The sequence below is a fragment of the Streptomyces sp. NPDC050528 genome, from assembly GCF_044457795.1.
Classification (GTDB): Bacteria; Actinomycetota; Actinomycetes; order Streptomycetales; family Streptomycetaceae; genus Streptomyces.
The window spans coordinates 702,672-727,277 of record NZ_JBITHH010000003.1 but is presented as its reverse complement, the minus strand read 5'-3'; the positions used below and the strand labels follow the sequence as shown (position 1 = coordinate 727,277).

Below are 24,606 nucleotides of genomic sequence, written 5' to 3'. Positions count from 1 at the left end.
TCATCGATGCCTCTTCCCGAGCAGCCCGCAGCCGCCGACCGATCCGTTCGCGATGCCGTCCGGCGCCGCGAACGAGGACTGCGCCGGGTGGGCGCCACGACCCGTTGGGTGGCCGCCGCGGCCGTCGCGGGCACCGCTGTACTGGGCGCCGGGTACGCGCACGCGCTCCCCGGCATCGCCGTGCCGGCCGGATCCGCACGGCACGGCAGCGGCACCAGCACGGGAACGAGCGGTGGCCTCCAGCCCGCCGGGCAGGCCCCCGCGCCGACCTCGCAGGCACCGCAGACCCAGTCGGGTGCGTCATGAGCGCCACGTCGGCGAACGCCCGTGGCCGAGTCGGAAGCGGCGTGGAGCCCGCCACCGCGGTCTTCACCGCGCTGGGCACCACAGCTGTGCTGCTCACCGCAGATCCGGCCCGCGCCGACGACGCGCTACTGATTCTGCGAGCCGAGCTGGCCGCCATCGACGCGGCGTGCAGCCGGTTCCGGCCCGACTCCGAGCTGTCCCGCGCCAACACCGCTGCGGGCAACGGGCCCGTACCGGTGAGCGCCCTGCTCGCCGAGGCCGTGGAGGTGGCCCTGCGCGCCGCCGAACTCACCGACGGAGCCGTCGACCCCACGGCGGGCCCGGCGGTCGTAGCGCTCGGCTACGACCGCACCTTCGCCCAGGTGGCCGCGCGTCGGCCCGAGGACACCGGTCCTGCGACCGCGCCGCGTCCCGCCGCCGGCTGGCGGACCGTCCGCTGGGATCCGGCCCTGCGGCTGCTGCGGCTGCCCGCCGGTACGACGCTCGACCTCGGCGCCACGGCCAAGGCCCTGGCCGCAGACCGTGCGGCTCGCCGGGCTGCCGCGGCGGTGGGCTGCGGAGTCCTGGTCAACCTCGGCGGCGACCTGTCGGCGGCCGGCGAACCACCGTACGGCGGCTGGCGAGTGGCCATCGCCGACGACCACGCGGCCCCGGAGGGTGGTCGGCGGATCGGGACTGCCGAAGCTCACGCGACCCCGTGTACCGGCCTCCGGCCCCCGACAACCGATGACCGCACAACCCCGTGCACCGGCCCGAGACACCCCGTCGTCTCGATCCGCGACGGCGGCCTCGCCACGTCCGGTACGACCGTACGGACTTGGCGGCGCGGCGGCCGGACCCTCCACCACATCGTCGACCCGGCCACCGGCGACGTCCCGCCGCCCGTCTGGCGCACCGTCAGTGTCGCCGCGGGCAGTTGTGTGGACGCCAATACCGCGACCACCGCCGCGCTGGTCCTCGGCGAAGGCGCCCCCGACTGGCTGCGCGGCACCGGCCTGCCGGCCCGGCTGGTCCGCGTCGACGGCAGAGTGCTGTGCCTCGGAGCCTGGCCCGCCGAGGGAGGCGCCCGATGAACGGCGCCGTCCTGCTCGTCGCGGGAACCTCCGGCCCCAGCCCGCTCTGGTACGCGACCCGGGCCGGCGGCACCGTCGCACTGGTCCTGCTGACCGCGACGGTCGCGCTCGGCATTGCGACGGCGGGACGGTACGCGCCCGCCCGCTTGGGCCGGTTCGAGGTGTCCGCGCTGCACCGCAACCTGTCGCTGCTCACCCTGGCCTTCCTGGGAATGCACATCGTCACCGCCATCGCCGACAGCTACGCCCACCTCACCTGGCCGACGGCCTTCGTGCCGTTCGTGGCCTCCTACCGTCCGCTGTGGGTGGGCCTGGGCGCGGTGGCGCTCGATCTCCTGCTGGCGGTCGCGGTCACCAGCGCGGTCCGCGGACGCCTGGGCCTGCGCCGGTGGAAGGCGGTGCACTGGCTGGCGTACGCGTCCTGGCCCGTGGCGCTCTTCCACGCGGCCGGCACCGGCACGGACACCCGCCTGAGCCCGCAACTGGTGCTGTACGCGGGCTGTCTGCTGACCGTCGTGGCCGCCGTGTGGTGGCGGCTGGCCAGGGCCGGGACAACGGCACTCCGGGTCCGCCGGTGGGCGACGGCCGCCCTGGTGCTGGTGCTGGTGCCCGTGGCGCTGGTCGCGTTCCTGGCCGGCGGCCCGTTGCGGCCCGGCTGGGCGCAGCGCGCGGGCGGCACAGCACAGGCCCCGGCGTCGGCCACCGCCCCAGCGGCCCCCCATCAGTCGTCGACCCCACAGCAGCAGTCCGACCAGCAAGCCGCACCCGAGGGAGACGACGCCGAATGAACTCCGACACCGGAACCGGGACCGTACTCGCCGGAGAACATGCGACGGCCCCCTGCGGCCCCTACGGCGAACGCCTGCTCCACGGCTGGTATGACACCGGCCGGACCGCCGACCTGACGGAACACCTCGGCCGGTACGGCCCGGTACCGCTGTCGTCGGCACGCAGCCGCGGAGCCGCCATGCCGCTGGTACGCGCCGTGGAGGAGGCCGGGCTCACCGGCCGGGGCGGCGGGGGCTTCCCCACCGGCCGCAAGCTCCGTTCCGTGGCCGGGGCGAAGGGGCCCGCCGTGGTGGTCGCCAACGGCATGGAGAGCGAGCCGGCCAGCCACAAGGACGAGGTGCTGCTCTCGCTCGCCCCGCACCTCGTCCTGGACGGCGCGGTACTGGCCGCCGTCGCGGTCGGCGCTAACGTGGTGCACCTGTGCGTGCCCCGTACCCGGGCGACGCAGGCGGACCAGCTCACCGCGGCGGTCGCCGAGCGGCGCCGCGCCCGGCTCGACCCGGTACCGGTGAAGGTCCACACACTGCCCCACCACTTCGTCTCCAGCGAGGAGACGTCTCTGGTGAACTGGCTCAACGGCGGCGACGCCCGCCCCCTCGCCACCCCACCGCGCCCCTTCGAGAAGGGCGTCGGCAAACGGCCCACCCTGATCGGCAACGTGGAGACCCTGGCCCACCTCGCGCTGATGGCCCGCTACGGCCCCGCCTGGTTCCGCGAGAGCGGCAGCCCCCGGACACCGGGCACCACGCTGGTCACGGTCTCGGGCGCCGTCCGGTACCCGGGGGTGTATGAGATCCCGGCGGGCAGTCCGGTGCCCACAGCGCTGGGCCGAGCCGGTGGCCCGCTGGGGCGGCTCGGTGCCGTGCTCGCGGGAGGCTTCTTCGGCAGCTGGCTGCCGGTGCCGCTGAGCACCGCGGCACCGGAACGGGGGGCGGGTGTCCTGGTGGCGTTGCCCGAAGGCACCTGCGGCCTCGCCGAGACGGCAGCCGCGCTGGAGTACCTCGCCACGCAGAGCGCCCGGCAGTGCGGGCCGTGCCGGTTCGGACTGCCGGCCGTCGCCGAGGACTTCGCCGCGCTCGCCCGGGGCAGCGCCGACGCCCAGCGGATCGACCGGCTCCACCACCGCCTCGGACTGCTCCCGGGACGCGGCGCGTGCAGCCATCCCGACGGCGGAGCACGGCTGGCCGCCTCCGCGCTGCGGGTCTTCGCCGACGACGCCCACCGGCACGTACACACAGGACCGTGCCGCGCCGCGTACGCCCCCCTCGTCCTGCCCGTGCCCGCAGCCCGGCCCCCCAAGGAGGAGGAATGGCGATGACCCGCGCCCAAGCCGAAGCCCAGGCCCACGTACTGGCCGTCGATTTCGCCGCCTGCGACGGACACGGCCTCTGCGCCGAACTGCTCCCCGAACTGGTCGGCCTGGACGAATGGGGCTACCCCGTGTTGCACAGCGCCACGGTCCCGGCCGAACTGCTCCCCCACGCCCAACGCGCGGTGGCCGCCTGCCCGGTGATGGCACTCCGTCTGAACCGTGCGCCCACCCCTGCGCCCGATCAGCTCCCGACCTGCGGCACAGCCGCACCACGCCGAGCGGTGTCCCACGGACAGCCGGGGTGACCGTCGATCGCCGTGCTGTCGGCGGACCGTTCCGCGATCGACGTGCGACTGCCTGACTGCCTGATCGGGCGATCCGCGTCCAGCCTGGCGACTCGCGTCGGCTCGGACTCGCCAACTGACCGTCGGCAACAGGGGGATGGGGCCGAATGGCCCCGTGCGCGGCCCCGGTGACCCCTCCCGCAAGGGCAGTTGAGGGACGACGGTGGCAGGGAGGAACACACCGAGCAAGGGGAGGTGCGGATCATGCTTGCGTCCGTCATGGCCGGAGTGGACGGATCTGCGGAGAGTCTGGCCGCTGCCGAATGGGCGGCCTGGGAAGCGCTGCGCCGCGGCCTGCCGTTGCGGCTCGTGCATGCCTGGGACCGGCCTTCGCACCCGGCGGAGGAAGAGTCCGAGAGTGCGGTCCAACGGCATCTGGCGCGCAGTTCTCTGCGGCAGGCGCAGGATCGGGTCCTGGCTGCGTGCCCGGATGTGCGCCTGGTCAACGAGCTGGTGGAGGGGCCTGCGGTCGCGGAGCTGCTGAAGGCGGCCGAGGAGTCCGAGCTGTTGGTGCTGGGCTCGCGCGGCCTGAGCGGGTTCACCGGGTTCCTGGTGGGCTCGGTCGCACAGGGTGTGGTGGCCCGTGCCACGCGCCCCGTGGTCCTTGTCCGGGGCGGCGAGACGACTGCTGACGAGCTCCTGCCGACCGACGACAACGGGATCGGCCGGCGGACCGGGTACCGGGACGTGGTGCTGGCCGTCGACCTGGACGCACCCGGCGACGCCGAGATCGAGTTCGCCTTCGAGGCGGCCCGGCTGCGCGGCGCGCGGCTCCGTGTCGTCCACGCCTGGCAGACACCGGTCCTGGGGCTCGGTCCCGGCGAGGTCGACCTGCTCAACGACCCGCACCGGGCCGAGGAGTGGCAGAACCTCCTGACCGGCGCGCTGCGATTGTGGCGCGACAAGTACCCGGACGTCGAGGTCGTCGCGACGGTGACCAAGGACCGGCCCCAGACCGCGCTGATCCGGGCCGCCTCCGGAGCGTGTCTGCTCGTCGTCGGCCACCGCATTGCCGAGCGGCCCATCGGCCGCCGTACCGGCCCCGTGACCCACGCCGCCGTCCAACACGTCGACTGCCCGGTCGCCGTGGTCTCGCACGTCTGAGGAGCGACCACCGTGATGACGTACTGGAACCACCACGACATGAGCGGCTGGGACTGGTTCGCGATGTCGATCGGCTCGGTCCTGCTGTGGGCCGTGCTCCTGACCGTCGCCGTCCTGCTCATCCGCAACCAGATCCTCTCCTCCCGGCGTCCGAACACCCTCGCCGCGCCCTCGCCCGAGCAGGTGCTCGCCGACCGGTTCGCCCGCGGGGAGATCGACGAGGAGGACTACCGCAACCGCCTGGCCGTACTGCGCACGGACGGTTCCAGGCTCACCGAACACTGAGGTCCGGGGTGGGGCGACGACCGGCGGGAGAGACCCGTCCGCCGCCCCACCCCGTTTGCCTTTTCCCGTGCGGCTCTGTCCCGGTGACGGCGGCGCGGGGTGTCCACCGAAAGCCTCGATCCCCCGGGGACTCATCGGGCCCAACCAGTCTGCAACCGAGGGCCAGTCGGTGTGCTGATGGGTCCGTCCGGCCCCTGTGGGAGCGCCGGGGGCCGCACGAGTCTGGAGTCCAGTGGAGCGCCTCTTCCGTCCAGGGAGGGTGCCTGGAGAGGGGTGGACCGTGATGAGTGGACCGGTGGTCGTGGGAGTGGATGGTTCGCGGTCGAGCCTTGCGGTGGTGGAAGTCGCCGCGAGGCAAGCCGAACGGCTCGGAGTCGGCCTGGAGTTGATGCAGGTCATCGCTTGGCCGTCCGGAGGCGCACGGTCGGGAGTTGCCTCGTGGGACGCGGCCGGGACCGGCGCGCTGGCCGAGGCCGAGCGACGTGCGCTCAGCGCAGCTCCGGGGGTACGTGTCTCGCGCGAAGTTCTTGTCGGCGAACCCGGGAACCTGCTGGCGGCAGAGTCGCACCGCGCGTCCCTGACCGTCGTCGGAAGCAACGGCACACGAGGGCACGGCACCCTGCGCGACGACTCGCTCGCCGGGCGCCTGTCGGCACGCGCGTCCGGTCCACTGCTGGTGGTGCGTGGCAGGCCGAACCCGGCCGGCCCCGTGCTGCTCGCCGTCCACGGCACGTCGACACTCCGTGAAGCCGCCGAATTCGCCTTCGCCGAGGTCTCGTTGCGGGGAGCCGACCTGGTGGCCGTGCATCTGCGGCACGTCGTTTCCACGCGGCCGCAGAGCGGGTCCGCTACCGCCGTGGCGGACGACGACGAGGACCTCGCGCTCGCCGAGACCCTGTCCGAACTGCGCAAGCGGTACCCGGACATCACCTTGCGCTGCCGTCGCCCCCCAAGCCGATCCCGCCGAGCCCTCGTCGAGGCCAGCGGTGACAGCCAGCTCCTGGTGGTAGGAGTGCGTGGCCGGTCCCGGTTCGGAGGCGGCCTGCTGGACCCGGTCGGGCGGACCGCCCTGCGCGAGGCCGACTGCCCCGTCGCCCTGGTCCGCTGCTAGCCCCCGGTGGACGACCGAAACGGAGAGTGGCCGGTGGAGCACCATACGGTGTTCCACCGGCCACTCGCACGTGCGACGGACGACCCGATCCAGGGCTGTGGCCTCGGACAACGGCCGTTCAACGCGGGGCCACACCCGGCACGGCGGTCGGCTGTGAACCCTGCTCCAGCGACTGACCCACCGACCGGCGCGGCGAGGCCGGCCCCTGCCTGCCGTAGCCGAGGCGGAGCACCATCTGTGCGTGCTGCCGTTGGCCGTCCGTGAGGTGCTCGCGCAGGTCGGGCCACTCCAGTGCCTGGTGGAGGAGGGATGCCTTCACGCCGTGGACGGTGGCCACCAGCAGGACGCGTTCGAGCGCCTCCCCGGCGCGCAGCCAGTCGGTGCGGCGGTCGTGGAGGGTGGACAGTACGGCGATGGAGGGCCGCTTCTCGAAGGGGCGGGCGGCGAGAACCGTCGGGTGGCGGTGGGCGCCGAAGTCCCGGAGGGGTAGCTGCTCCCGGGCGTCCTGTGGACCGATCGCCTCCGGTGGCATGCCGAGGGATTCGCCGTCGGGCGGGTGGACCCAGCGGCGGCTCTCCACGGCCCGGCCGGTGTCCGCGGTGTTGCGCTGCTCGGCCTCTCGCGTCAGCCGTAGCAGCCGGTCGGTTTCCGTGGGGCCGGGTAGGTCCAGCACGGCGCCTTCCGCGTGGGCGGCCTCGGTCAGTTCGGTCAGTACGGAGGCGGGCACCGGCCGGTCGGAGAACGGGAAGCGGCTGCTGTGCCGGCGCCACAAGGCGTCGTACAGCTCCGGTGCCGCTGAGAACCGGGTGGTTCCGGCGAGCCGTACGGTGGCGAGCAGTTCTGGTTCGCCGGGCCGGGGGAGTCGCCTGGTCACGGGTTCCCAGCCGCAGTGGGCGACCGCGACGCGCAGGTTGAACAGCGCGCAGCCGACCGATATGTGCAGGGCGCGTCCTGATGGGTCGGTGTGCCGCAGGCCGCGTTCCGCGACGGCTCGGATCTCCAGGGTGACCGTGTCCGGGTCGAGCCGGAAGCGCCAGGGCTGGGTGTTGTGGATCGAGGGCGCGGCGACGGATGCCGCGATCAGTGTTTCCAGGGTCGGGACGTCGAGAACCGTGCTGGACATGGGGTCTCCTCCCCGCCCCGCGCCCGAAGGGCGGCCGGGCTGTTGGCTGTGCCTGTCCAGCGTGGTTCCGCCGGGAGGGCCGGGGGAGGGGCCGTACGGCCCGGGGTCGCGCCGGATGGCCCGGCGGGTGGCTCAGCGGCCCGAGCTGTCGCTGGACTCCGGCTGTTCCAGGTGGGAGGCGAGGACGGCGGCCTGTACCCGGCGCTGGACGCCGAGTTTGGCGAGGAGCCGGGAGATGTGGTTCTTGACGGTCTTCTCCGACAGGTAGAGCCTCTTGCCGATCTCGCGGTTGGTGAGTCCGTCTCCGATCAGCGCGAGGATTTCCCGCTCGCGCGGCGACAGGCTCGCCAACTCCGGTGCCGTCTCAGGGGCTTGGGCTGGCTCGGCGCGCAGTGAGCGCATCAGGCGGGCCGTTGTCGCGGGGTCGAGCATCGACTGCCCGGAGGCGACGGTGCGTACCGCGGAGACCAGGTCGGTGCCCTTGATCTGCTTGAGGACGTAGCCGGACGCCCCGGCCATGATGGCGTCGAGCAGGGCGTCCTCGTCGTCGAACGAGGTGAGCATGAGGACGGCCAACTCCGGCATCTGGTCGCGGAGTTCGCGGCAGACGGTGATGCCGTTTCCGTCGGGGAGGCGTACGTCCAGGACGGCGACGTGCGGGCGTACCGCGGGGGCGCGTACCAGGGCGTGTTCGACGTTCTCGGCGTCGCCGACCACCGAGATGTCCTCCTCGGCGTCCAGGAGGTCGGACAGACCGCGGCGGACGACCTCGTGGTCGTCCAGCAGGAAGACGCGGATGGGGTCCTGCGCGGTGAAGGTGTGTGCCTCGGCCATCTCGACGCCTCGTTCCCCGGAGTATGAACGGACTGCGGGCCGTCCGTGACCTCGATCATCACGCGCCCGGTCCGGAAGCACTAGGGCCGACCGGCCCAACCGGTCCTCGCGACGTGTCCTGACCGGCCCCCGCGCGACGGTCCGGTGGCCCCTCCCGGCGGCGGTTGGCCGGTGAGACCTTCCTGTTGTTCTCGTCTCCATGAGGCCCGTGAGGGGGTGTGACCGATGCGGAAGATCCAGCGCGTGAAGGTCCTGGGGTGGCGCTGGCGGCGCAACGAACTGCGCCGGCCCAGCGACGCGGTCGAGGCGTGGATCGTCCTGGCCGCCTGGGCGTTCGCGGCGGCCGGTGGGACCGTTGCCGGGGTGGCGGTCGCTCAGGCCGTCGACGCCGGTCAGGCGAGGGACGGAGCGGTGCATCAGTCGGCCACTGCCGTGATGCTCCGTACTGTGCCGCGGGGTGCGCGTGCCGCGGCCGACTACAACCGGGTGCGGGCGAACGTGCGCTGGACCGACGCGCAGGGCACCGTCCGTACCGCCACGGCGGACGTGAAGGCGGGAATCGCCGTCGGCAGCACGGTGCCGGTGTGGACGGACGGGCGCGGCCACCTGGTGGACGAGCCCGCGAGCCCGGTGGTGGAGACGGCACGTGTGGTGCTGGCCGGAACGGGGGTCGGACTGGCGGGTGGGCTGTTCGTGCTCGCGGGCGGACGGCTGATCCGGCTGCGGGTGGAGCGGCGGGTCACCGAGCGGTGGGGCGAGGAGTGGGAGCGGACCGGGGCACGCTGGGGGCGCAGGACCGGCTGAGGCGCCGTTGCTCCGCCGGTCGTCGGTGGCCGACGGGGCAACGGCTTACAGGCTCATGGCCCTTTCGGCGCTCTCGCTACGCCGAGCGGTCGCCGGGCCCGTCGAGTCCGAACTCAACGTCCACGACCCCTTCGACGGCTCGCACCAGCCGCGCGGCCACGGGCACCAGGGACGTGTCCCGTACCCGGCCGCCGAGCCGTACGACACCGTCCCGGACCTCGACCCGCACCAAGGACGCCGGGCCGGGGAACAGATTGGCGACAACCTCGCGCCGCACCTCCTCCGCGATCTCCTCGTCGTCCCGGAGGAACACCTTCAGCAGGTCGGCCCGGCTGACGACGCCCTCCAGCCGGCCCGCATGATCGACGACGGGGAGTCGCTTCACCTTGGCCCGGGCCATGGTCCGCGCTGCCTGCGCGAGGGTCGCGCCCGGCTCCACGGTCAGGGCGGGGGCGGTCATCAGGTCGCCCGCGGTCACCGAACCGGCCTTCGCGAGGTCGGACAGCCGGCGCAACTGGGTGTGCCGGTCGGGGTCGCTGTCGCGGAACTCCTCTTTGGGCAGCAGGTCGGCCTCCGAGACGATCCCGATCACGCGGTCCGCCGCGTCGAGCACGGGCAGGGCGCTGACCTTCCGCTCCTGCATCGTGCGCACGATGTCCTTGAAGGCGGCCCCGCGGCCGACGGTGGCGACGGTACGGGTCATCACGTCGCTCACGATGTGTGGTGATCCATGCATGGTCACTCCTCACTCCTCACTCGTCACGGTCGGTCGGAGCGGTCAGGTCACCGCATGCCGCCGCTGCCGTAGGGGCCGTACAGGTCCAGCAGCCGGGTGCGGGCCGAGCGGAGCCGGTGGGCCACGATGTCGCCCACCCACTGGAAGACGTTCACGCCGAACGCGGGATCGTCCTTGCACAGCGTGCGTACGGCCGTGGCGTCGAACTCCCAGGCACGCACCGGGGTCGTCGCCTCGGCGCCCAGGTGCCAGGTGTGCGGGCCGAACAGCCAGGACCAGCCGACGAGTTCGTTGTGCCCCAGCGACTCGATGACGGCGGCCTGACGGCCGGGCACGTGCATGTCGAGGGCGATCGTGCCGGTGCGGATGATCCAGAACCGGTTCGCGCGGGCGTCCTCCTCGAAGAGCCGGACACCCTGCGGGATGGACACCTCGCGAGCGAACTTCATCAACTGGTCGCGGTGCTCCGGGGGCAGGGCCCGCGGCATGCTCATGGTCGGGGAAGCGTTCATGGCCTACCTCCGGAAAGCGTACGGATCTACCACCTCCAGCGTCCGCCCGTGTGTCCCGACGGACCATGGGCCACCCGGCCCGCCGGCCGGGCCGACCGGTGCCCCAGGAGAGCCGTACGGCACCCTGTGCCACCGGGCTGCCCGCGCTTCGATGAAACCGAGAGAGATACTCGACCGACATGAGGGGGTGGACACCGTGGGTACGACCCTGACACCGGAGTTCTGGAGGCAGTTCACCGTCCTGCTGGTGATCGCGACCGTGGCCACTGTCGTGCTCAGCGCGGCACTCGACGCGCTGGTGCTGCGGATGCGCGCCCATCGGGCACCGCAGGGGTCGTCGGGCACCCACGTGGTCCGCACACATCGGCCGACCCGGGGCACTCCCGTCCACCACTGACGCCGCTCGACAAGGGCTGACCCCGCGCTTGCTCGGCGCCCTCGGCGGCAACGCCCTTTCACGCCGCGCGAGTCGCTATGTGTCCCATCCTTGAGCAGGACATCAAGGCCGCGTTCCTGTTGGCGCCCGCCAGTCCGTAGAACGGACTGGCGGGCGCAGCTGCGCCCGGGGCCTGCCGTGACCGGGTGCTAGACGTCGTTGGAGTCCCTGTGTGCCGACGCGAGTTCGATGTCGCGGATTCTGCGGAGCCGGCCGACGAACAACCGAAGGGCGATACCGCAGCCGGCACACCATCCCCAGCCCTCGGTGACGAGGGCGTGGAAACCGTCCTCGTACTCGATGTACACGACCTGCGCGCCGACAGCCAGGGTGATGAACGCGTGTGTGCGTGTCTCCACCGACAGGAGCCAGTCCACGGGCAGCCACAGGGGAGCGGTGAGGTCGCGCAGCCGCATACGGAGCGCCGCCCAGAGGAACCCGAGGGCGTAGCGCAGCCTGCGGCGCCTGGAGAGGACGATGCCGTTACCGGGATCACCGGCCAGGACCGAGGCCCATTCCTCCCGGAGGTGTGACCTGTACTCTCCGGCGACGAAGGAAGCGAGGTCCAGGGTCCGAAGGCCTGCCCGGGCGTTAGGGGTATCCGTGCTCGGAGTGGTCGCGGGCTCTCGTTCCGCCGCCGACTTCCTGGCGTCGACCGCGGCGAGCAGCAACCCGACGGCGGCGAGACCGATCGCGGCTGCGGTCACGGCGCCGAACACCCATCCGGTGGTCAGCAAGGTCTGCGCGAACGCGGGTTCGGGATCGAGCAGCTTCAGGACGTAGCCGATGAGTAGGCAGATCGCTGCAAATGCGCCGCTCAGTACCGGCGTCAGCACCGCGACAACGGCCACTGTTCCGGCGTCGGAGGTCTCGGCGCGCTCCTCGTCCGTGCTCACGCCGCACCTCCTTCAGCCGCTGAGCGCAGCCCGAAGAGCCGAGGCTTCCGCTCCTTGGCCTGGTTGGCCGCTTGCTGGCCGACGGCGGTGAGTTCGTAGTAGTACCGCTTCGGTCGTCCCGGGTGCTCGCCGGATTCCGCATACCGGGTCGCCCATCCCGCGTCGACCAGTCGCTCAAGGATGGGATAGACCGTTCCGGACCCGAGGTCGGCTTCCTCGCAGATCTTGAGTCCCCACGCGGGGTCGTCGGCAGTGGACGTCAGAAGCACCTTGATGACCTCAAGTGTCGGGCGCGTAAGACGAATTGATGCCATGTCACTAGTGAAGCAGTACGCCGACCATGTGTCGAGTACGATATTCGGTCGGTCTTGGCGCCGTCGAGTCGGAGGTCCAACCGGCCCTGTGGAAGGGGTCGTTCAGCCCCGCACCGGCGGACCAACGGCATCAGGTGGCGGACGGCCCGGCACACGAGAGTCAGGGGTGCAACGAACGACCTGACACCTCGAAGGGACCACGACCATGGCCGTGCACGAGCACCCGCACCGCACTTCCGGCTTCCGCCTGCCCACGTCCCGCAGGAACGGCTCGGCGGCGGACGGCGCCGTGACGGCAGCCCCCGCGACGACCACCGCCACCCGTGCCTACGCGTTCGCTTCCCTGCGTCTGCTGACGGGGTTCGTTTTCCTGTGGGCGTTCCTGGACAAGACGTTCGGGTTCGGTTATGCGACGCCGTCCGGCAAGGGCTGGATCGACGGTGGTTCGCCGACCAAGGGCTTCCTGAGTTCGGTGGCGGCGGGTCCGATGGAGTCCACGTTCCATGACTGGGCCGGTGCGGGCTGGGTGAACTGGCTGTTCATGCTCGGTCTGCTGGGCGTCGGTGTCGCGCTGGTTGCCGGTGTCGGACTGAGGCTCGCTGCCGTCGCCGGTACGGCGATGATGGCGCTGATGTGGATCGCCGAGTGGCCGCCCGCGAAGCACCTGTCCGACGGCACGCCGAGTATGTCGTCCAATCCGTTCGCCGACTACCACCTGATCTACGCCGTGGTCCTGATCGCCCTCGCGGTCGCAGGAGCCGGTGTCACGTGGGGTCTCGGCAAGGTCTGGGCGAAGCTCCCGATCGTCCGCGACCACACCTGGCTGCGCTGACCGCAGGAGAAACAGCGGGCTCTCGCGAGGGGGCCCGCCCTCCGGCTGCCCATTGGGCCGATCGGCCCCTATCGGGGACCTGCGGCCCCTGCTGCGGGAACCCCTACGCCACGAAGCTGAAATCACATCCCGTTGAGGAGGACGAACCATGGTCCGCAGTGTTGTCGCAGGTCTCGATGGTTCACCCGAGAGCCGCGCCGCCGCCGAGTGGGCGGCCCGCGAGGCGGAACTGCGCGGTCTGCCGCTGAAGATCGTCCATGTCTGGGTACCCGCCCCGGACCCGTTGGCCCAGGCCCCGTTCATCGGCACGGAGACGCAGCAGCAGTGGAGCGAGCGGATTCCGCGTGAGGCGGGCGAGGGCCTGCGGCGGCGCCACCCCGGCGTGGACGTGACCGTGGAGCAGGTGTCCGGCACGCCCTCGGACGCGCTGGTGCATGCCGCGAAGGACGCCGAACTCCTGGTCCTCGGCTCGCGCGGACTGAGCGGTGTCGGAGGCTTCCTCGTCGGTTCCGTCGGTCTCTCCGTCGTAGCGCGCGTCGAACTGCCCGTGGTCCTGGTCCGGGCCGACGAACAGACCGCCGACCGAGATGAGACGAGCCCCGCGTCTGCCGCCTCGAACCGGCCCGTCGTCCTCGGCCTCGACGCCGACGCACCCGCCGACACGGTGATCGAGTTCGCGTTCGCCGAGGCCGCCCGGCGCGGCACCGGCCTGCGGGTCGTCTACGGCTGGAACCTTCCGCCGTACTACTCCTACGGTTTCGCGCTCGACGCGGGCCTGCACGACGAACTCTCCCGTGAGGAGACCGACTCCCTCACCGAGGCCCTGCGTCCCTGGCGGCAGAAGCACCCCGACACCGAGGTCGTCCTGGAGCCGCGCGTCGGCAGCGCCGCCGACCACCTGGTGGACGCCTCCCGTGAGGCCTCCCTCGTCGTCATCGGCCGCCGGGTCCGCCGCGCTGCGCTCGGCGCCCACATCGGCCCCGTCGCGCACGGCGTCCTGCACCACTCCGTCGCCCCCGTGGCCGTCGTCCCGCACGACTGACCCACCCCCGTCGCCTGAGGAGCAGTAGTCATGAAGGCAGCCGTTGTACGAGCGTTCGGCGATCCCCTCGTCATAGAGGAGCGTCCCGATCCCGAGCCCGGCCCCGGGCAGGTCCGCGTCCGGGTGGAGGCGTCCGGGCTCTGCCACACCGACATCCACGCCGCGCACGGCGACTGGCCGGTCAAGCCGAACCCGCCGTTCGTGCCCGGCCACGAGGGCGTCGGCCTCGTCGAGGAACTCGGTGACGGCGTCACCCACCTGAGCATCGGCCAGCGCGTCGCCGTGCCATGGCTCGGCAAGGCCTGCGGCCGGTGCGAGCACTGCCTGTCGGGCTGGGAGACGCTGTGCGAGCAGCAGATCAACACCGGCTACGGCTGCGACGGCGGCTACGCCGAGAAGATGCTGGCCTGGGCCGACTTCGCCCAGCCGGTGCCCGACGGCGTCAGCGCGATCGACGCCGCCCCGCTGACCTGCGCGGGCGTCACCACGTACAAGGCACTCAAGGTCGCCGGCGTGCGGCCCTCCCAACTCGTCGCCATCTCAGGGGTCGGCGGGCTCGGGCACCTGGCGGTGCAGTACGCGAAGATCGCGGGGGCGACGGTCGCGGCGATCGACGTCACCGACGAGAAGCTCGAACTCGCCACGGCGCTCGGCGCCGACCTCGTCATCGACGCCCGCAAGGACGACGTGGGAGAGGTGCTCAAGCGGCACGGCGGCGCGCACGCGGCGATCGCCCTGGCCGTGAACGAGGCCGCGTTCGCCGCGGTCAACTCGGGCCTCAGGCGCGGCGGCAAGCTCGTCATGGTCGCCCTGCCCGCGCACGGCAGCATCCAGATCCCGATCTTCGACACCGTCCTGAACGGCACCTCGGTGATCGGCTCGATCGTCGGCACCCGGCAGGACCTCACCGAGGTCTTCCAGCTGCACGCCGCCGGCCAGACCAAGGTCATCTCCGAGACCCGCCCGCTGGACTCCGTCAACGAGTCCATCGAGGACGTGCTGCGCGGCGACGTCAAGGCCCGGATCGTGTTCGACCTCCTCGGCACAGGACGGTGAGCGCGATGACACTCCCGATCGTCGTCGGCGTCGACGGCTCCGAGCCCAGCCTGCGCGCCGTCGACTGGGCGGCCGACGAGGCCACCCTGCGCGGGGCACCGCTGCGGCTGGTGTATGCCTCGCTGTGGGAGCGCTACGAGGGCACCTCGATCGCGGAGGACCTCACCAAGCCCGACGAGCAGGTCAGGGCCGAAGACATCGTCGACACCGCCGCACGCCGCGCACGTCGCCGCCGACCCGAACTCGACGTGCGGGTCGAGGTGTTGGCGGAGGAACCCGAATACGCGCTGGTGCGGGAGAGCCGCAGTGCCTCGATGATGGTGACAGGCACCCGAGGCCGCAGCGGTCTCGCCGAGGCGCTGCTGGGTTCCGTGAGTCTGATCGTGGCCGGGCACGCGCAGTGCCCGATGGTCGTCGTGCGCGGCAACCACGACAACCAGGCCCGGAACGGCACGCACGGCCGTGTCGTCGTGGGCGTCGGAGAGAAGCCGGCGGGCTCGGCGGCGGTGCGCTTCGCCTTCGAGGAGGCGCGACGGCGTGGGGTGCAGGTGGAGGCCGTACGGGCCTGGCGCTGGCCCGCGCGCGAGACCACCGACCATCCGCTGATGGCCGGCGAACCCGCCCGGCTGCACGAGCAGCAGGCGGTGGAGACGCTGGACGCGGCGCTCCGGGACGCTCCCGCCGATGTCGAAGCGAGCCGCCGAACGGTCGAGGGCCACACCCGGCCCGCCCTCGTGGACGCCTCCCGGGACGCCGACCTCCTGGTCGTCGGAGCGAAGCGCCGCCCAGGCCACTTCGGGCTCCAACTGGGCCGCGTGGCCCACGGGGTGCTGCACCACTCCGCCTGCCCGGTCGCCATCGTGCCCGAAAAGGGATGAGCGCGATCGTCCCCGACTCCAGCCGCTGGCGCGGTAGTTCCGCCTCCACCGCCCGTTGACCCATCGACGACTTACGGAGCCTCCGATGTCCAAGGCCGAACACCACGACTCCACCGTGTTTTCCGACCTCTCCGACGAAGAGCTGCACACCCTGGACGCCCACTGGCGGGCCGCCAACTACCTTGCCGCAGGCCAGATTTACCTGATGGCGAACGCCCTGCTGGCGGAGCCCCTCCGCCCCGAGCACATCAAGCCGCGACTGCTCGGCCACTGGGGTACCTCGCCCGGCCTCAACCTCGTCTACACCCACCTCAACCGGGTCATCAAGGCGCGTGACCTGGACGCGCTGTGCGTGTGGGGACCCGGGCACGGTGGTCCCTCCGTGCTCGCCAACTCCTGGCTGGAGGGCAGCTACAGCGAGACCTACCCGAACGTCTCGCGCGACGGGGCGGGCATGGAGCGGCTCTTCAAGCAGTTCTCCTTCCCCGGCGGCGTGCCCAGCCACGTGGCGCCCGAGACACCCGGCTCGATCCACGAGGGCGGCGAACTCGGCTACTCCCTCGCGCACGCCTACGGCGCCGCCTTCGACAATCCGGACCTCCTCGTCGCCTGCGTCATCGGCGACGGCGAGGCCGAGACCGGCCCGCTCGCCGCCGCCTGGCACTCCAACAAGTTCCTCGACCCGGTCCACGACGGTGCCGTCCTGCCGATCCTCCACCTCAACGGCTACAAGATCGCCAACCCGACCGTGCTGTCCCGCCTGCCCGAGGCCGAACTCGACGAACTGCTGCGCGGCTACGGCCACGAGCCGATCCATGTCACCGGCGATGATCCGCTCAAGGTGCACCGCGCCATGGCCGCCGCGTTCGACGACGCCCTGGACCGCATCGCCGTGATGCAGCGCACCGCCCGCGAGGACGGCGTCGCCGAGCGCGTGCACTGGCCGATGATCGTGCTGCGTACCCCCAAGGGCTGGACCGGTCCGGCCGAGGTCGACGGTGTCCCGGTCGAGGGCACCTGGCGCGCACACCAGGTCCCGCTGTCCGAGGTGCGCGAAAACCCCGAGCACCTACGGCAGTTGGAGGCGTGGCTGCGCTCCTACCACCCGGAGAAGCTGTTCGGCCCCGGGGGCCGGCCCGTCGCGGACGTCCTCGCCTGCCTGCCCGAGGGCACCAAGCGCCTCGGCTCCAGCCCGTACGCCAACGGCGGTCTCCTCGTACGGGACCTGCCGATCCCGTCCCTGGACCGGTTCGCGGTCCCCGTCGACAAACCGGGCACGACCCTGCACGAGCCCACCCGCATCCTCGGCGACCTCCTCGAGCAGGTGATGCACGACACCTCGGCCAGCCGCGACTTCCGCCTCGTCGGCCCGGACGAGACCGCCTCCAACCGGCTGCAGGCCGTATTCAACGCCAGCGGCAAGGCCTGGCAGGCCGGGTTCCTGCCGGTCGACGAACACCTGGACCGGCACGGCCGCGTGATGGAGATCCTCTCCGAACACACGTGCCAGGGCTGGCTGGAGGGATACCTGCTCACCGGTCGGCACGGACTGTTCTCCTGCTACGAGGCGTTCGTGCACATCGTCGACTCCATGGTCAACCAGCACATCAAGTGGCTGAAGACATCGCGGGAGTTGGCCTGGCGGGCACCCATCGCCTCCCTCAACTACCTTCTGACGTCGCACGTCTGGCGCCAGGACCACAACGGCTTCTCGCACCAGGACCCCGGCTTCGTCGACCACGTCCTCAACAAGAGCCCCGAGGTCGTCCGGGTCTACCTCCCGCCGGACGCCAACACCCTTCTCTCCGTGGCCGATCACGTCCTGCGCAGCCGCGACTACGTCAACGTGGTGGTCGCCGGCAAGCAGCCCTGCTTCGACTGGCTCTCCATGGACGAGGCCCGCGCCCACTGCGCACGCGGCGCCGGGATCTGGGAGTGGGCGGGCACCGAGAACGGCGGCGTACCGGACGTCGTCCTCGCCTGCGCCGGTGACGTCCCCACCCAAGAGGTCCTGGCCGCCGCCCAGTTGCTGCGCCGCCACCTGCCTCAGCTCGCCGTCCGCGTCGTGAACGTGGTCGACATGACGAGGCTCATGCCCCGCGACGAGCACCCGCACGGCATGACCGACTTCGAGTACGACGGCCTGTTCACCGGCGACAAGCCGGTCATCTTCGCCTACCACGGCTACCCGTGGCTCATCCACCGCCTCGCCTACCGCCGCACCGGCCACGCCAACCTGCACGTGCGCGGCTACAAGGAATCCGGCACCACCACCACACCCTTCGACATGGTCGTCCGCAACGACCTCGACCGCTACCGCCTCGTCATGGACGTCATCGACCGCGTCCCCGGCCTCGCGGTACGCGCCGCCGCCGTACGCCAGACCATGGCCGACGCCCGCACCCGCCACCACGCCTGGATCCGCGAACACGGCACCGACCTGCCCGAGGTCGCCGACTGGACCTGGGACGCCTGACCCGGCCCCCCTGTACATCCCCTGCGCCGCAAAGGAGTTCACCGTCATGACCGTACGCGTCGGCATCAACGGCTTCGGCCGGATAGGCCGCACCTATCTGCGCGCGGCACTCGACCGCGCCGAGGCGGGCACCCAGGACGTCGAGGTGGTCGCGATCAACGACATCACCTCGCCCGCCACCCTCGCCCATCTCCTGGAGTACGACTCGACGTTCGGGCGCATCGGCCGCGAGGTCGGCCACGACGACAGCTCGATCACCGTCGACGGCACGCGCATCGCCGTCAGCGCCGAACGCGACCCGGCCGCCCTGCACTGGTCCGACTACGGCGCGAGCGTCGTCGTGGAGTCCACGGGCCGCTTCCGTGACCGCGACTCGGCCGCCCTGCACCTGAAGGCGGGCGCGCACACCGTGCTGCTGTCCGCGCCCGGCAAGAACGCGGACGCCACCATCGTGATGGGCGTCAACGACTCGACGTACGACCGCAGGCAGGACCGGATCGTCTCGGCCGCGTCCTGCACCACCAACTGTGTCGCCCCGATGGTCAAGGTGCTGCACGACGCCTTCGGCATCGAGCGCGGCATGATGACCACCATCCACGGCTACACCAACGACCAGTCCCTCCTCGACTCCCCGCACAAGGACCTGCGCCGGGCCCGCTCGGCGGCCCTGAGCATCATCCCCACCAGCACGGGTGCCGCCCGCGCCGTGGGCCTGGTGCTGCCGGAGCTGGCCGGCGCCCTGGACGGCATCGCGGTGCGCGTGCCCGTCGAGGACGGCTCGCTCACCGACCTCGCCGTCGTGCTGCGGCGCGAGGTGACGACCGAGGAGATCAACGCTGTCTTCGACGAGGCCGCCGAGGGCCCGCTCAACGGCATCCTCCGCGTCTCGAAGGCCCCGATCGTCTCCCGCGACGTCATCGGCGACCCGTCCTCCTGCATCTTCGACCCGGCTCTGACCCAGGCGCACGGCACCCTGGCCAAGGTCTTCGGCTGGTACGACAACGAGTGGGGCTACACCAACCGCCTCCTCGACCTGACAGCACTGGTCGCCGACGACTGAGCACATCGAGAGAGGCCCCATGCGGTGGGCCTGTGCGGCGGGTTCCCGAGGGCCGAAAGGCCCATGGTCCGCCCCCAGGCAGCCCATGGGGCCTCTCTCCGTTCCGCGGGACGCTCGAAGTGTCGAAGAAGCCCTGGAGGAGACCGTGATGACGGACGACGCGCTCAGCCGACCGACAGTCCACGCCCTGCTCGCGGACGGCACCACCGTGTGCATCCGTCCCGTCGTCGCGGGCGACCACGACCAACTGGAGGGGCTCTACGAGGAGATGTCGCCGGAGAACCTGCGGCTGCGGTTCTTCGGGCTGAGCCGCCGGTCCGCCGGGCGGGCGGCCGACCGGGCCTGCCGGCCGCACCCCGGATACCGTGCGCTGCTGGCCGAGGCCAAGGGGCAGGTGATCGGGCTCGCCGAGTACGACAACGGCGGCACCGGGACAGCGGCCGACATCTCCATCGCGGTCGCCGACGGACTGCACCACCGCGGTATCGGCACCCTCCTCGTCGAGCATCTGGTCTCCGCCGCACGCGCCGAGGGCATCACCACGTTCACGGCCGACGCGCTCAGCGAGAACCACGAGATCCTGCGGCTCTTCGCCGACCTCGGCCTGCACACCGCGCGTCGCTTCGAGGGCCCCGAGATGCGCTGCACCATCGAACTCGCCGAGGACGAGAACTATCTGTCGGCCACCGAGGCACGGGGTCGCGCCGCCGACGTCGCCAGCCTCGTACCGCTGCTGCGCCCCGACGCGGTCGCCGTCGTCGGTGCCGGACGCAGGGCCGGCTCCGTGGGCCGGGCTATCCTGCACCACCTGAAAGCAGGCGGCTTCACCCGCCGCCTCTTCGCGGTGAACCCCGCCGCGACCTCGATCCTCGGCGTGCCCAGTTACCCCTCGATCAGCGCGCTGCCGAAGACACCCGATCTCGTGGTTGTCGCCGTACCCGCCGCCGCCGTCCCGGCCACCGCCGAGGAGTGCGGCAAGGCAGGGGCACGCGCCCTCTTGGTCGTCACCGCGGGACTCGACCCGGCCCAGGCCGAGGCACTGACGGCGGCCTGCCGGACGTACGGCATGCGGCTGGTGGGCCCCAACTGCCTCGGTGTCTCCAACACCGACCCGGAACTGAACCTCGACGCGACCTTCGCCGCCGCCCACCCCCGCCCCGGTACCGCGGGCATCGCCGTGCAGTCCGGCGGCGTCGGCATCGCCCTGCTCGACGGGCTGTCCCGGCTCGGCATCGGCGTCTCGACCTTCGTCTCCCTGGGCGACAAGTTCGACGTCAGCGGCAACGACATGCTCCAGTGGTGGGAGAGCGACGGCACCACCGACCTCGCACTGCTGCACCTGGAGTCCTTCGGCAACCCGCGGGCGTTCTCCCGCACCGCGCGCCGCGTGACCCGCCGCATGCCCGTCCTGACCGTCGACGCCGGCCGCACCGACGCCGGCCGTCGCGCCGCCGCCTCGCACACCGCGGCAGCCGCCACCCGCACCATGACCCGGGGCGCGCTGTTCACCCAGGCCGGCATCACCGCCACCCGCTCCGTCGGCGAACTCATGGAAGCAGCAGCGCTGTTGCACTCGCAGCCGCTGCCGACCGGATCCCGGGTCGTGATCGTCACCAACGCGGGCGGAGCCGGGGTCCTTTCCGCCGACGCCTGCGCCGAGGCCGGACTCAGCCTCCCGACCCCCACCCCCGAACTCGTCGACGACCTGCTCGCCGTACTGCCCGAAGGTGCCGCAATCGGCAATCCGATCGATGCCACCGCCGCCGTCACCGAGGACCAGCTCAGGGACTGCGTGGACCGGATCGTGCGGCACGCCGGCGTCGACGCCGTCCTCGTGGCCCTGGTCCCCACGGCGGTCGCCGAGGCGACCGGCGACGACCTTGTACGGGCCCTGACCCAGGCAACGGGCTTCAGCCCCAAGCCAGTTGCCGTGGTGCGGCTCGAACAGCCCCTGCCCGTCGGGCTGTTGCCCACCACCGACGGTCGCACCATTCCTGCCTACGCCGAACCCCAGGCGGCGGCACGGGCGTTGGCCCACGCCGCCCACCGCGCGGCCTGGCTCGCCCGGCCCGCCGGGACGATCCCCGAGCTCGACGGAGTCGAGACGGTGCGCGCCCACACCGTTGTCGAGACCTACCTCGAAGCGAACCCGGACGGCGGCTGGCTCGGCCCGCGCGAGTGCGCCGAACTCCTCGGCTGCTACGGCATTCCCCAGCTCGCCTGGGCCTGGGCGGAGACCGAGGACGACGCCGTCCTCGCCGCCGACCGGCTGCGCGGCGCCGACGGCCGGGTGGTCATGAAGGCCCACTGGCCGGGCCTGCTGCACAAGAGCGAACAGCACGCCGTCCACCTCGACCTGCGCGGCGACGCCCAAGTACGCGCCGCCTTCCGGGACTTGGAGACCCGGTTCGCCGGACTCATGACGGGCGTGGTCGTGCAGCCGCTCGCCGAACGCGGCACCGAACTCTTCGCCGGCGTCGTCCAGGACCAGGTCTTCGGACCGCTCGTCCTCTTCGGCCTCGGCGGCACCGCCACGGAGATCCTCGCCGATCACACCGCCCGGCTCGCCCCGCTCACCGACCACGACGTGCACGACCTGATCACGGCCCCGCGCTGCGCCCCTCTCCTGTTCGGCGCGCACGGCAGCCCGCCCGTCGACCTCGAAGGCCTCGAACAACTGCTGCTGCGGCTCTCCCGGATGGCGAGCGACCTGCCGCAGCTGGCCGAGGCCGACTTCAACCCCGTACTCGCGGCACCGGGCGGCGTCTCCGTCCTCGATGCCCGCGTCCGCCTGCTGCCCACCAGGCCGCAGGACCCGTATCTGCGCCGACTTCGCTGAGGAGGGAACACCATGAAGCACAACAAGGTCGGCTCCGTGATGACCACGGAGGTCGTCCGGGCCACGTACGGAACGCCGTTCAAAGAGGTGGCACGCCTGCTCGGCGAACACCGCATCAGCGGCCTGCCCGTCGTCGACGAGGACGACCAGGTCATCGGAGTCGTCTCCGAGACGGACCTGATGGCCCACCAGGCCGAAGCACCCGACCCGTACGAGCCGAAGAAGCGCTTCCGGTTCGCCGACCTGACGCGCAGCGCCAAGCGGCGGGCCGCGAAAGCGACCGCCCGGACCGCCGGTCAGCTGATGACCGCGCCGCCCGTCACCGTGCACGCCGACGACACCATCGTCGAGGCCGCCCGGACCATGGCGAAGCACCGCGTGGAGCGGCTCCCCGTCCTCGACGAGGAGAACCGGCTCGTCGGCATCGTCACCCGCCGCGACGTGCTCCAGGTCTTCCTGCGGCCGGACGCGGAGATCCGTGGCGAGGTCGTGAGCGAGGTGCTGGTGCGTGCTCTGTGGCTGGCGCCGAGCGCCATCGACGTCTCGGTGGCGGAGGGCGTCGTCACGCTCTCCGGCCACATGGAGCGCAAGAGCGAGACGGAGATCGCCGTCTCCATGGTCCGGCAGATCGACGGGGTCGTGGCGGTCGTCGACAAGCTCTCCTACCGGACCGACGACTCCCGCATCCAGCCGGAGGACCAGCAGTACCACGGTGTCTCCGAGACCTGGCTGCGCCACCTGTGAACTGAGAGGAGGCGGACCGCCATGCCCACCAGCGTGCTGGTCGCCTACGGGACGACGAACGGATCGACCGCGCAGATCGCCGAGGCCGTGGCCGAGGTCCTGCGCAAGGCGGGACTCACCGCCGACCTGTTGCCCGCACGCTCCGTCCTGGACGTGCGGCCGTACGGCGCCGTGGTGGTCGGCAGCGGACTGTACGCCGGCCGCTGGCACCGCGACGCCCGCCGGTTCCTGAGCCGGCACGGCCGCCACCTGGCGAAGCGCCCGGTGTGGCTGTTCAGCAGTGGCCCGCTCGACGCCTCCGCCTCCGAGCGGGACATACCGCCCGTGCGTGGCGTACGGCGTGCCATGGTCCGGCTCGACGCCAGGGGCCATGTCACCTTCGGCGGTTGCCTGGAGGAGGGCGCCAAGGGGTACATCGCCCGGTCCATCGTGCGCAACGGGAAGGGCGGGGACTTCCGCGACTTCGGCGCGATCGAGGAATGGGCGGCGCGGATCGCGGACGAGTTGCTGAAGGAGCGGGAGCAGGAGTGAAGGTGCTGGATCTCTCCAGGGTGGGGAGCAGCCCCGGCGCGGAACCGATGCGCCGGGGCTGCTCCCCACCCTGGACCGGTGTCAGCGGTTCACCGTCAGGGGCACGGTGTCGACGGTCACTGCCCGGCCGTCCTTGGCCGACAGGACGTAGGCGGCCAGCAGACCCGGGCCGGAGCGGCCCGCCTCGCAGGGGATCGTCACGTCGAAGGTGCCGCGGGTGCCGGTACCGGACGTCGCCTTGACCATGACGTCGGCGGCGGTGCGCCCGGTGGAGTCCGTGACCCTCAGCCGGAACCGGGCTTCGAACGTGTTGGCGCTGCCCCACACCCTCAGCGGGGAGCGCGCGGTGTCACCGATCATCGGCGACTCCACCAGTACGGCCGGCGCCCGGTCCTCGAAGTCGGCGCGGCCGACGGGACCGTTCAGAACGACGCCCGCGCGGCCGAAGGACGTGACTGCCTTGCCGTCGAGCTCGAACCCGACCTTGTGGACCGTCGGCAAACGGGTCACCGTGAACACGACCTGGGCGATCCGCTCGCGCAACGACAGGCTGCCGCCTCCGTCGTCGAAGCGGCCGGACAGGTCGACCGTGGCCACGTGGTCGCGGACGACGAGGGAACGCAGACGCGTTCCGGACGGGATGGCCGTAGTTCGGCCGCGGGCCTGCTCATAGCGGTCCGGACCGGCCAGCAAGGCCCGCACGGCGGCGGTGGCGGTCGTCGGCGCGGTCACGGTGCGCGGGGCGGGAGAGACCTTCTGACCGTGCAGGAAGTACACCCCCGTGCGCACACGGGCCGCCGAAGTGCCGCCGACACCAGCGGAGTTGCCGGTGGCGGGGGCCGCAGTCGTCTCCGGGTTCGTTGCCCTGGACGGAGCCGGTGCGCCTGAGGCTCCGCCCGATGTGCCGGTGACCGCCGAGGGAGGCGAGGTCGGGGCGGTGCCGCCCTGGCCTGCCGTACCGGTGGTCGTACCGCACGCGGTGACCGCGAGCAGAGGCAGCGTCAGGGCGGCGGTGAGCACGGTGGACCGGCGCCGGTGGCTGCGGGATGCGAGTGCTGATGTGCTGTTCATGGCATTCTCCTCCGACACTTCCAGCGAACTCCTCCCGTCAGGCGCTCACCAGTGCCGCACGGCTCGTCTCCAGGGCCGGAAGGCTCATGCGCCGGGCG

The 24,606-nt window shown here is 72.0% G+C and carries 25 protein-coding genes and 1 pseudogene; 19 read left to right on the top strand and 7 right to left on the bottom strand.

Annotated elements, in window-relative coordinates; translation table 11 throughout:
• The first annotated feature begins 6 nt into the window (after positions 1 to 6).
• From ACIBK4_RS14760 to ACIBK4_RS14725, 8 genes are all read left to right on the top strand, one after another.
• On the top strand, positions 7 to 306 hold the full coding sequence (locus tag ACIBK4_RS14760) for a hypothetical protein (protein ID WP_398995015.1): 300 nt from the start codon (positions 7 to 9) through the stop codon (positions 304 to 306).
• 41 nt (positions 307 to 347) lie between these two features.
• Positions 348 to 1,379: an FAD:protein FMN transferase gene (locus tag ACIBK4_RS14755; RefSeq protein WP_398995014.1), complete on the top strand. Its 1,032-nt coding sequence runs from the start codon at positions 348 to 350 to the stop codon at positions 1,377 to 1,379.
• Positions 1,376 to 2,167, top strand: a complete 792-nt coding sequence (locus tag ACIBK4_RS14750; RefSeq protein ID WP_398995013.1) for a ferric reductase-like transmembrane domain-containing protein — start codon at positions 1,376 to 1,378, stop codon at positions 2,165 to 2,167. Before ACIBK4_RS14755 ends, ACIBK4_RS14750 begins: the two co-directional genes overlap by 4 nt.
• Positions 2,164 to 3,486 (top strand): NADH-ubiquinone oxidoreductase-F iron-sulfur binding region domain-containing protein, encoded by a 1,323-nt coding sequence (locus tag ACIBK4_RS14745; RefSeq protein WP_398995012.1) that lies wholly within the window; start codon positions 2,164 to 2,166, stop codon positions 3,484 to 3,486. Before ACIBK4_RS14750 ends, ACIBK4_RS14745 begins: the two co-directional genes overlap by 4 nt.
• A complete protein-coding gene (locus ACIBK4_RS14740; protein WP_398995011.1) occupies positions 3,483 to 3,785 on the top strand; it encodes a ferredoxin in 303 nt (100 codons plus the stop codon). The genes ACIBK4_RS14745 and ACIBK4_RS14740 overlap by 4 nt, the downstream gene beginning before the upstream one ends.
• A 243-nt stretch (positions 3,786 to 4,028) precedes the next feature.
• Positions 4,029 to 4,928 (top strand): universal stress protein, encoded by a 900-nt coding sequence (locus ACIBK4_RS14735; protein ID WP_398995010.1) that lies wholly within the window; start codon positions 4,029 to 4,031, stop codon positions 4,926 to 4,928.
• A gap of 15 nt (positions 4,929 to 4,943) precedes the next feature.
• Entirely contained in the window at positions 4,944 to 5,213 is a 270-nt protein-coding gene (locus tag ACIBK4_RS14730; RefSeq protein ID WP_398995009.1) for an SHOCT domain-containing protein, read from the top strand.
• A 283-nt stretch (positions 5,214 to 5,496) separates the two neighbouring features.
• On the top strand, positions 5,497 to 6,324 hold the full coding sequence (locus ACIBK4_RS14725; RefSeq protein ID WP_398995008.1) for a universal stress protein: 828 nt from the start codon (positions 5,497 to 5,499) through the stop codon (positions 6,322 to 6,324).
• A 118-nt stretch (positions 6,325 to 6,442) separates the two neighbouring features.
• Here ACIBK4_RS14725 and ACIBK4_RS14720 read toward each other — a convergent pair whose 3' ends face one another.
• Both ACIBK4_RS14720 and ACIBK4_RS14715 read right to left on the bottom strand, forming a co-directional pair.
• Positions 6,443 to 7,447 (bottom strand): Acg family FMN-binding oxidoreductase, encoded by a 1,005-nt coding sequence (locus ACIBK4_RS14720; RefSeq protein WP_398995007.1) that lies wholly within the window; start codon positions 7,445 to 7,447, stop codon positions 6,443 to 6,445.
• 132 nt (positions 7,448 to 7,579) lie between these two features.
• On the bottom strand, positions 7,580 to 8,281 hold the full coding sequence (locus ACIBK4_RS14715; protein WP_398995006.1) for a response regulator: 702 nt from the start codon (positions 8,279 to 8,281) through the stop codon (positions 7,580 to 7,582).
• 225 nt (positions 8,282 to 8,506) lie between these two features.
• On the opposite strand from ACIBK4_RS14715, the gene ACIBK4_RS14710 reads away from it, so the two are divergent.
• Complete coding sequence (locus tag ACIBK4_RS14710; protein WP_398995005.1) at positions 8,507 to 9,085, top strand: hypothetical protein; 579 nt, start codon at positions 8,507 to 8,509, stop codon at positions 9,083 to 9,085.
• A 76-nt stretch (positions 9,086 to 9,161) separates the two neighbouring features.
• Here the strand turns inward: ACIBK4_RS14710 and ACIBK4_RS14705 are convergent, their stop codons facing one another.
• On the bottom strand, positions 9,162 to 9,821 hold the full coding sequence (locus tag ACIBK4_RS14705; RefSeq protein ID WP_398995004.1) for a CBS domain-containing protein: 660 nt from the start codon (positions 9,819 to 9,821) through the stop codon (positions 9,162 to 9,164).
• A 47-nt stretch (positions 9,822 to 9,868) separates the two neighbouring features.
• Complete coding sequence (locus ACIBK4_RS14700; protein ID WP_398995003.1) at positions 9,869 to 10,333, bottom strand: Crp/Fnr family transcriptional regulator; 465 nt, start codon at positions 10,331 to 10,333, stop codon at positions 9,869 to 9,871.
• A 196-nt stretch (positions 10,334 to 10,529) separates the two neighbouring features.
• On the opposite strand from ACIBK4_RS14700, the gene ACIBK4_RS14695 reads away from it, so the two are divergent.
• Positions 10,530 to 10,730: a hypothetical protein gene (locus tag ACIBK4_RS14695; protein WP_398995002.1), complete on the top strand. Its 201-nt coding sequence runs from the start codon at positions 10,530 to 10,532 to the stop codon at positions 10,728 to 10,730.
• A gap of 694 nt (positions 10,731 to 11,424) precedes the next feature.
• Here the strand turns inward: ACIBK4_RS14695 and ACIBK4_RS14690 are convergent.
• Together ACIBK4_RS14690 and ACIBK4_RS14685 are read right to left on the bottom strand one after the other, a co-directional pair.
• Positions 11,425 to 11,662, bottom strand: a pseudogene (locus ACIBK4_RS14690) (hypothetical protein); the annotation flags it as partial.
• On the bottom strand, positions 11,662 to 11,979 hold the full coding sequence (locus tag ACIBK4_RS14685) for a PadR family transcriptional regulator (RefSeq protein ID WP_398995001.1): 318 nt from the start codon (positions 11,977 to 11,979) through the stop codon (positions 11,662 to 11,664). The pseudogene ACIBK4_RS14690 and the gene ACIBK4_RS14685, both read right to left, overlap by 1 nt.
• Before the next feature lie 205 nt (positions 11,980 to 12,184).
• Between ACIBK4_RS14685 and ACIBK4_RS14680 the strand changes: the two genes are divergently transcribed.
• From ACIBK4_RS14680 to ACIBK4_RS14640, 9 genes are all read left to right on the top strand, one after another.
• Positions 12,185 to 12,811 (top strand): DoxX family protein, encoded by a 627-nt coding sequence (locus ACIBK4_RS14680; RefSeq protein WP_398995000.1) that lies wholly within the window; start codon positions 12,185 to 12,187, stop codon positions 12,809 to 12,811.
• Between the two features lie 148 nt (positions 12,812 to 12,959).
• Entirely contained in the window at positions 12,960 to 13,853 is an 894-nt protein-coding gene (locus ACIBK4_RS14675) for a universal stress protein (protein WP_398994999.1), read from the top strand.
• 30 nt (positions 13,854 to 13,883) lie between these two features.
• Positions 13,884 to 14,909 carry a zinc-dependent alcohol dehydrogenase gene (locus ACIBK4_RS14670; protein WP_398994998.1) on the top strand — a complete coding sequence of 342 codons (1,026 nt, stop codon included), beginning with the start codon at positions 13,884 to 13,886 and terminating at the stop codon, positions 14,907 to 14,909.
• A 5-nt stretch (positions 14,910 to 14,914) separates the two neighbouring features.
• Positions 14,915 to 15,787, top strand: a complete 873-nt coding sequence (locus ACIBK4_RS14665; RefSeq protein ID WP_398994997.1) for a universal stress protein — start codon at positions 14,915 to 14,917, stop codon at positions 15,785 to 15,787.
• Positions 15,788 to 15,872: 85 nt separating this feature from the next.
• Positions 15,873 to 18,263, top strand: a complete 2,391-nt coding sequence (locus ACIBK4_RS14660) for a phosphoketolase (protein ID WP_398994996.1) — start codon at positions 15,873 to 15,875, stop codon at positions 18,261 to 18,263.
• A gap of 46 nt (positions 18,264 to 18,309) precedes the next feature.
• Positions 18,310 to 19,323 carry a type I glyceraldehyde-3-phosphate dehydrogenase gene (gene gap, locus ACIBK4_RS14655; RefSeq protein ID WP_398994995.1) on the top strand — a complete coding sequence of 338 codons (1,014 nt, stop codon included), beginning with the start codon at positions 18,310 to 18,312 and terminating at the stop codon, positions 19,321 to 19,323.
• Between the two features lie 148 nt (positions 19,324 to 19,471).
• The gene (locus ACIBK4_RS14650; RefSeq protein ID WP_398994994.1) at positions 19,472 to 22,162 is read left to right on the top strand and encodes a GNAT family N-acetyltransferase; all 2,691 of its coding nucleotides are present in this window, start codon (positions 19,472 to 19,474) and stop codon (positions 22,160 to 22,162) included.
• 12 nt (positions 22,163 to 22,174) lie between these two features.
• A complete protein-coding gene (locus tag ACIBK4_RS14645; protein WP_398994993.1) occupies positions 22,175 to 22,906 on the top strand; it encodes a CBS domain-containing protein in 732 nt (243 codons plus the stop codon).
• Between the two features lie 21 nt (positions 22,907 to 22,927).
• Entirely contained in the window at positions 22,928 to 23,437 is a 510-nt protein-coding gene (locus ACIBK4_RS14640) for a flavodoxin domain-containing protein (RefSeq protein ID WP_384884269.1), read from the top strand.
• A gap of 81 nt (positions 23,438 to 23,518) precedes the next feature.
• Here the strand turns inward: ACIBK4_RS14640 and ACIBK4_RS14635 are convergent, their stop codons facing one another.
• Entirely contained in the window at positions 23,519 to 24,508 is a 990-nt protein-coding gene (locus ACIBK4_RS14635) for a GerMN domain-containing protein (protein WP_398994992.1), read from the bottom strand.
• Between the last annotated feature and the right edge of the window lie 98 nt (positions 24,509 to 24,606).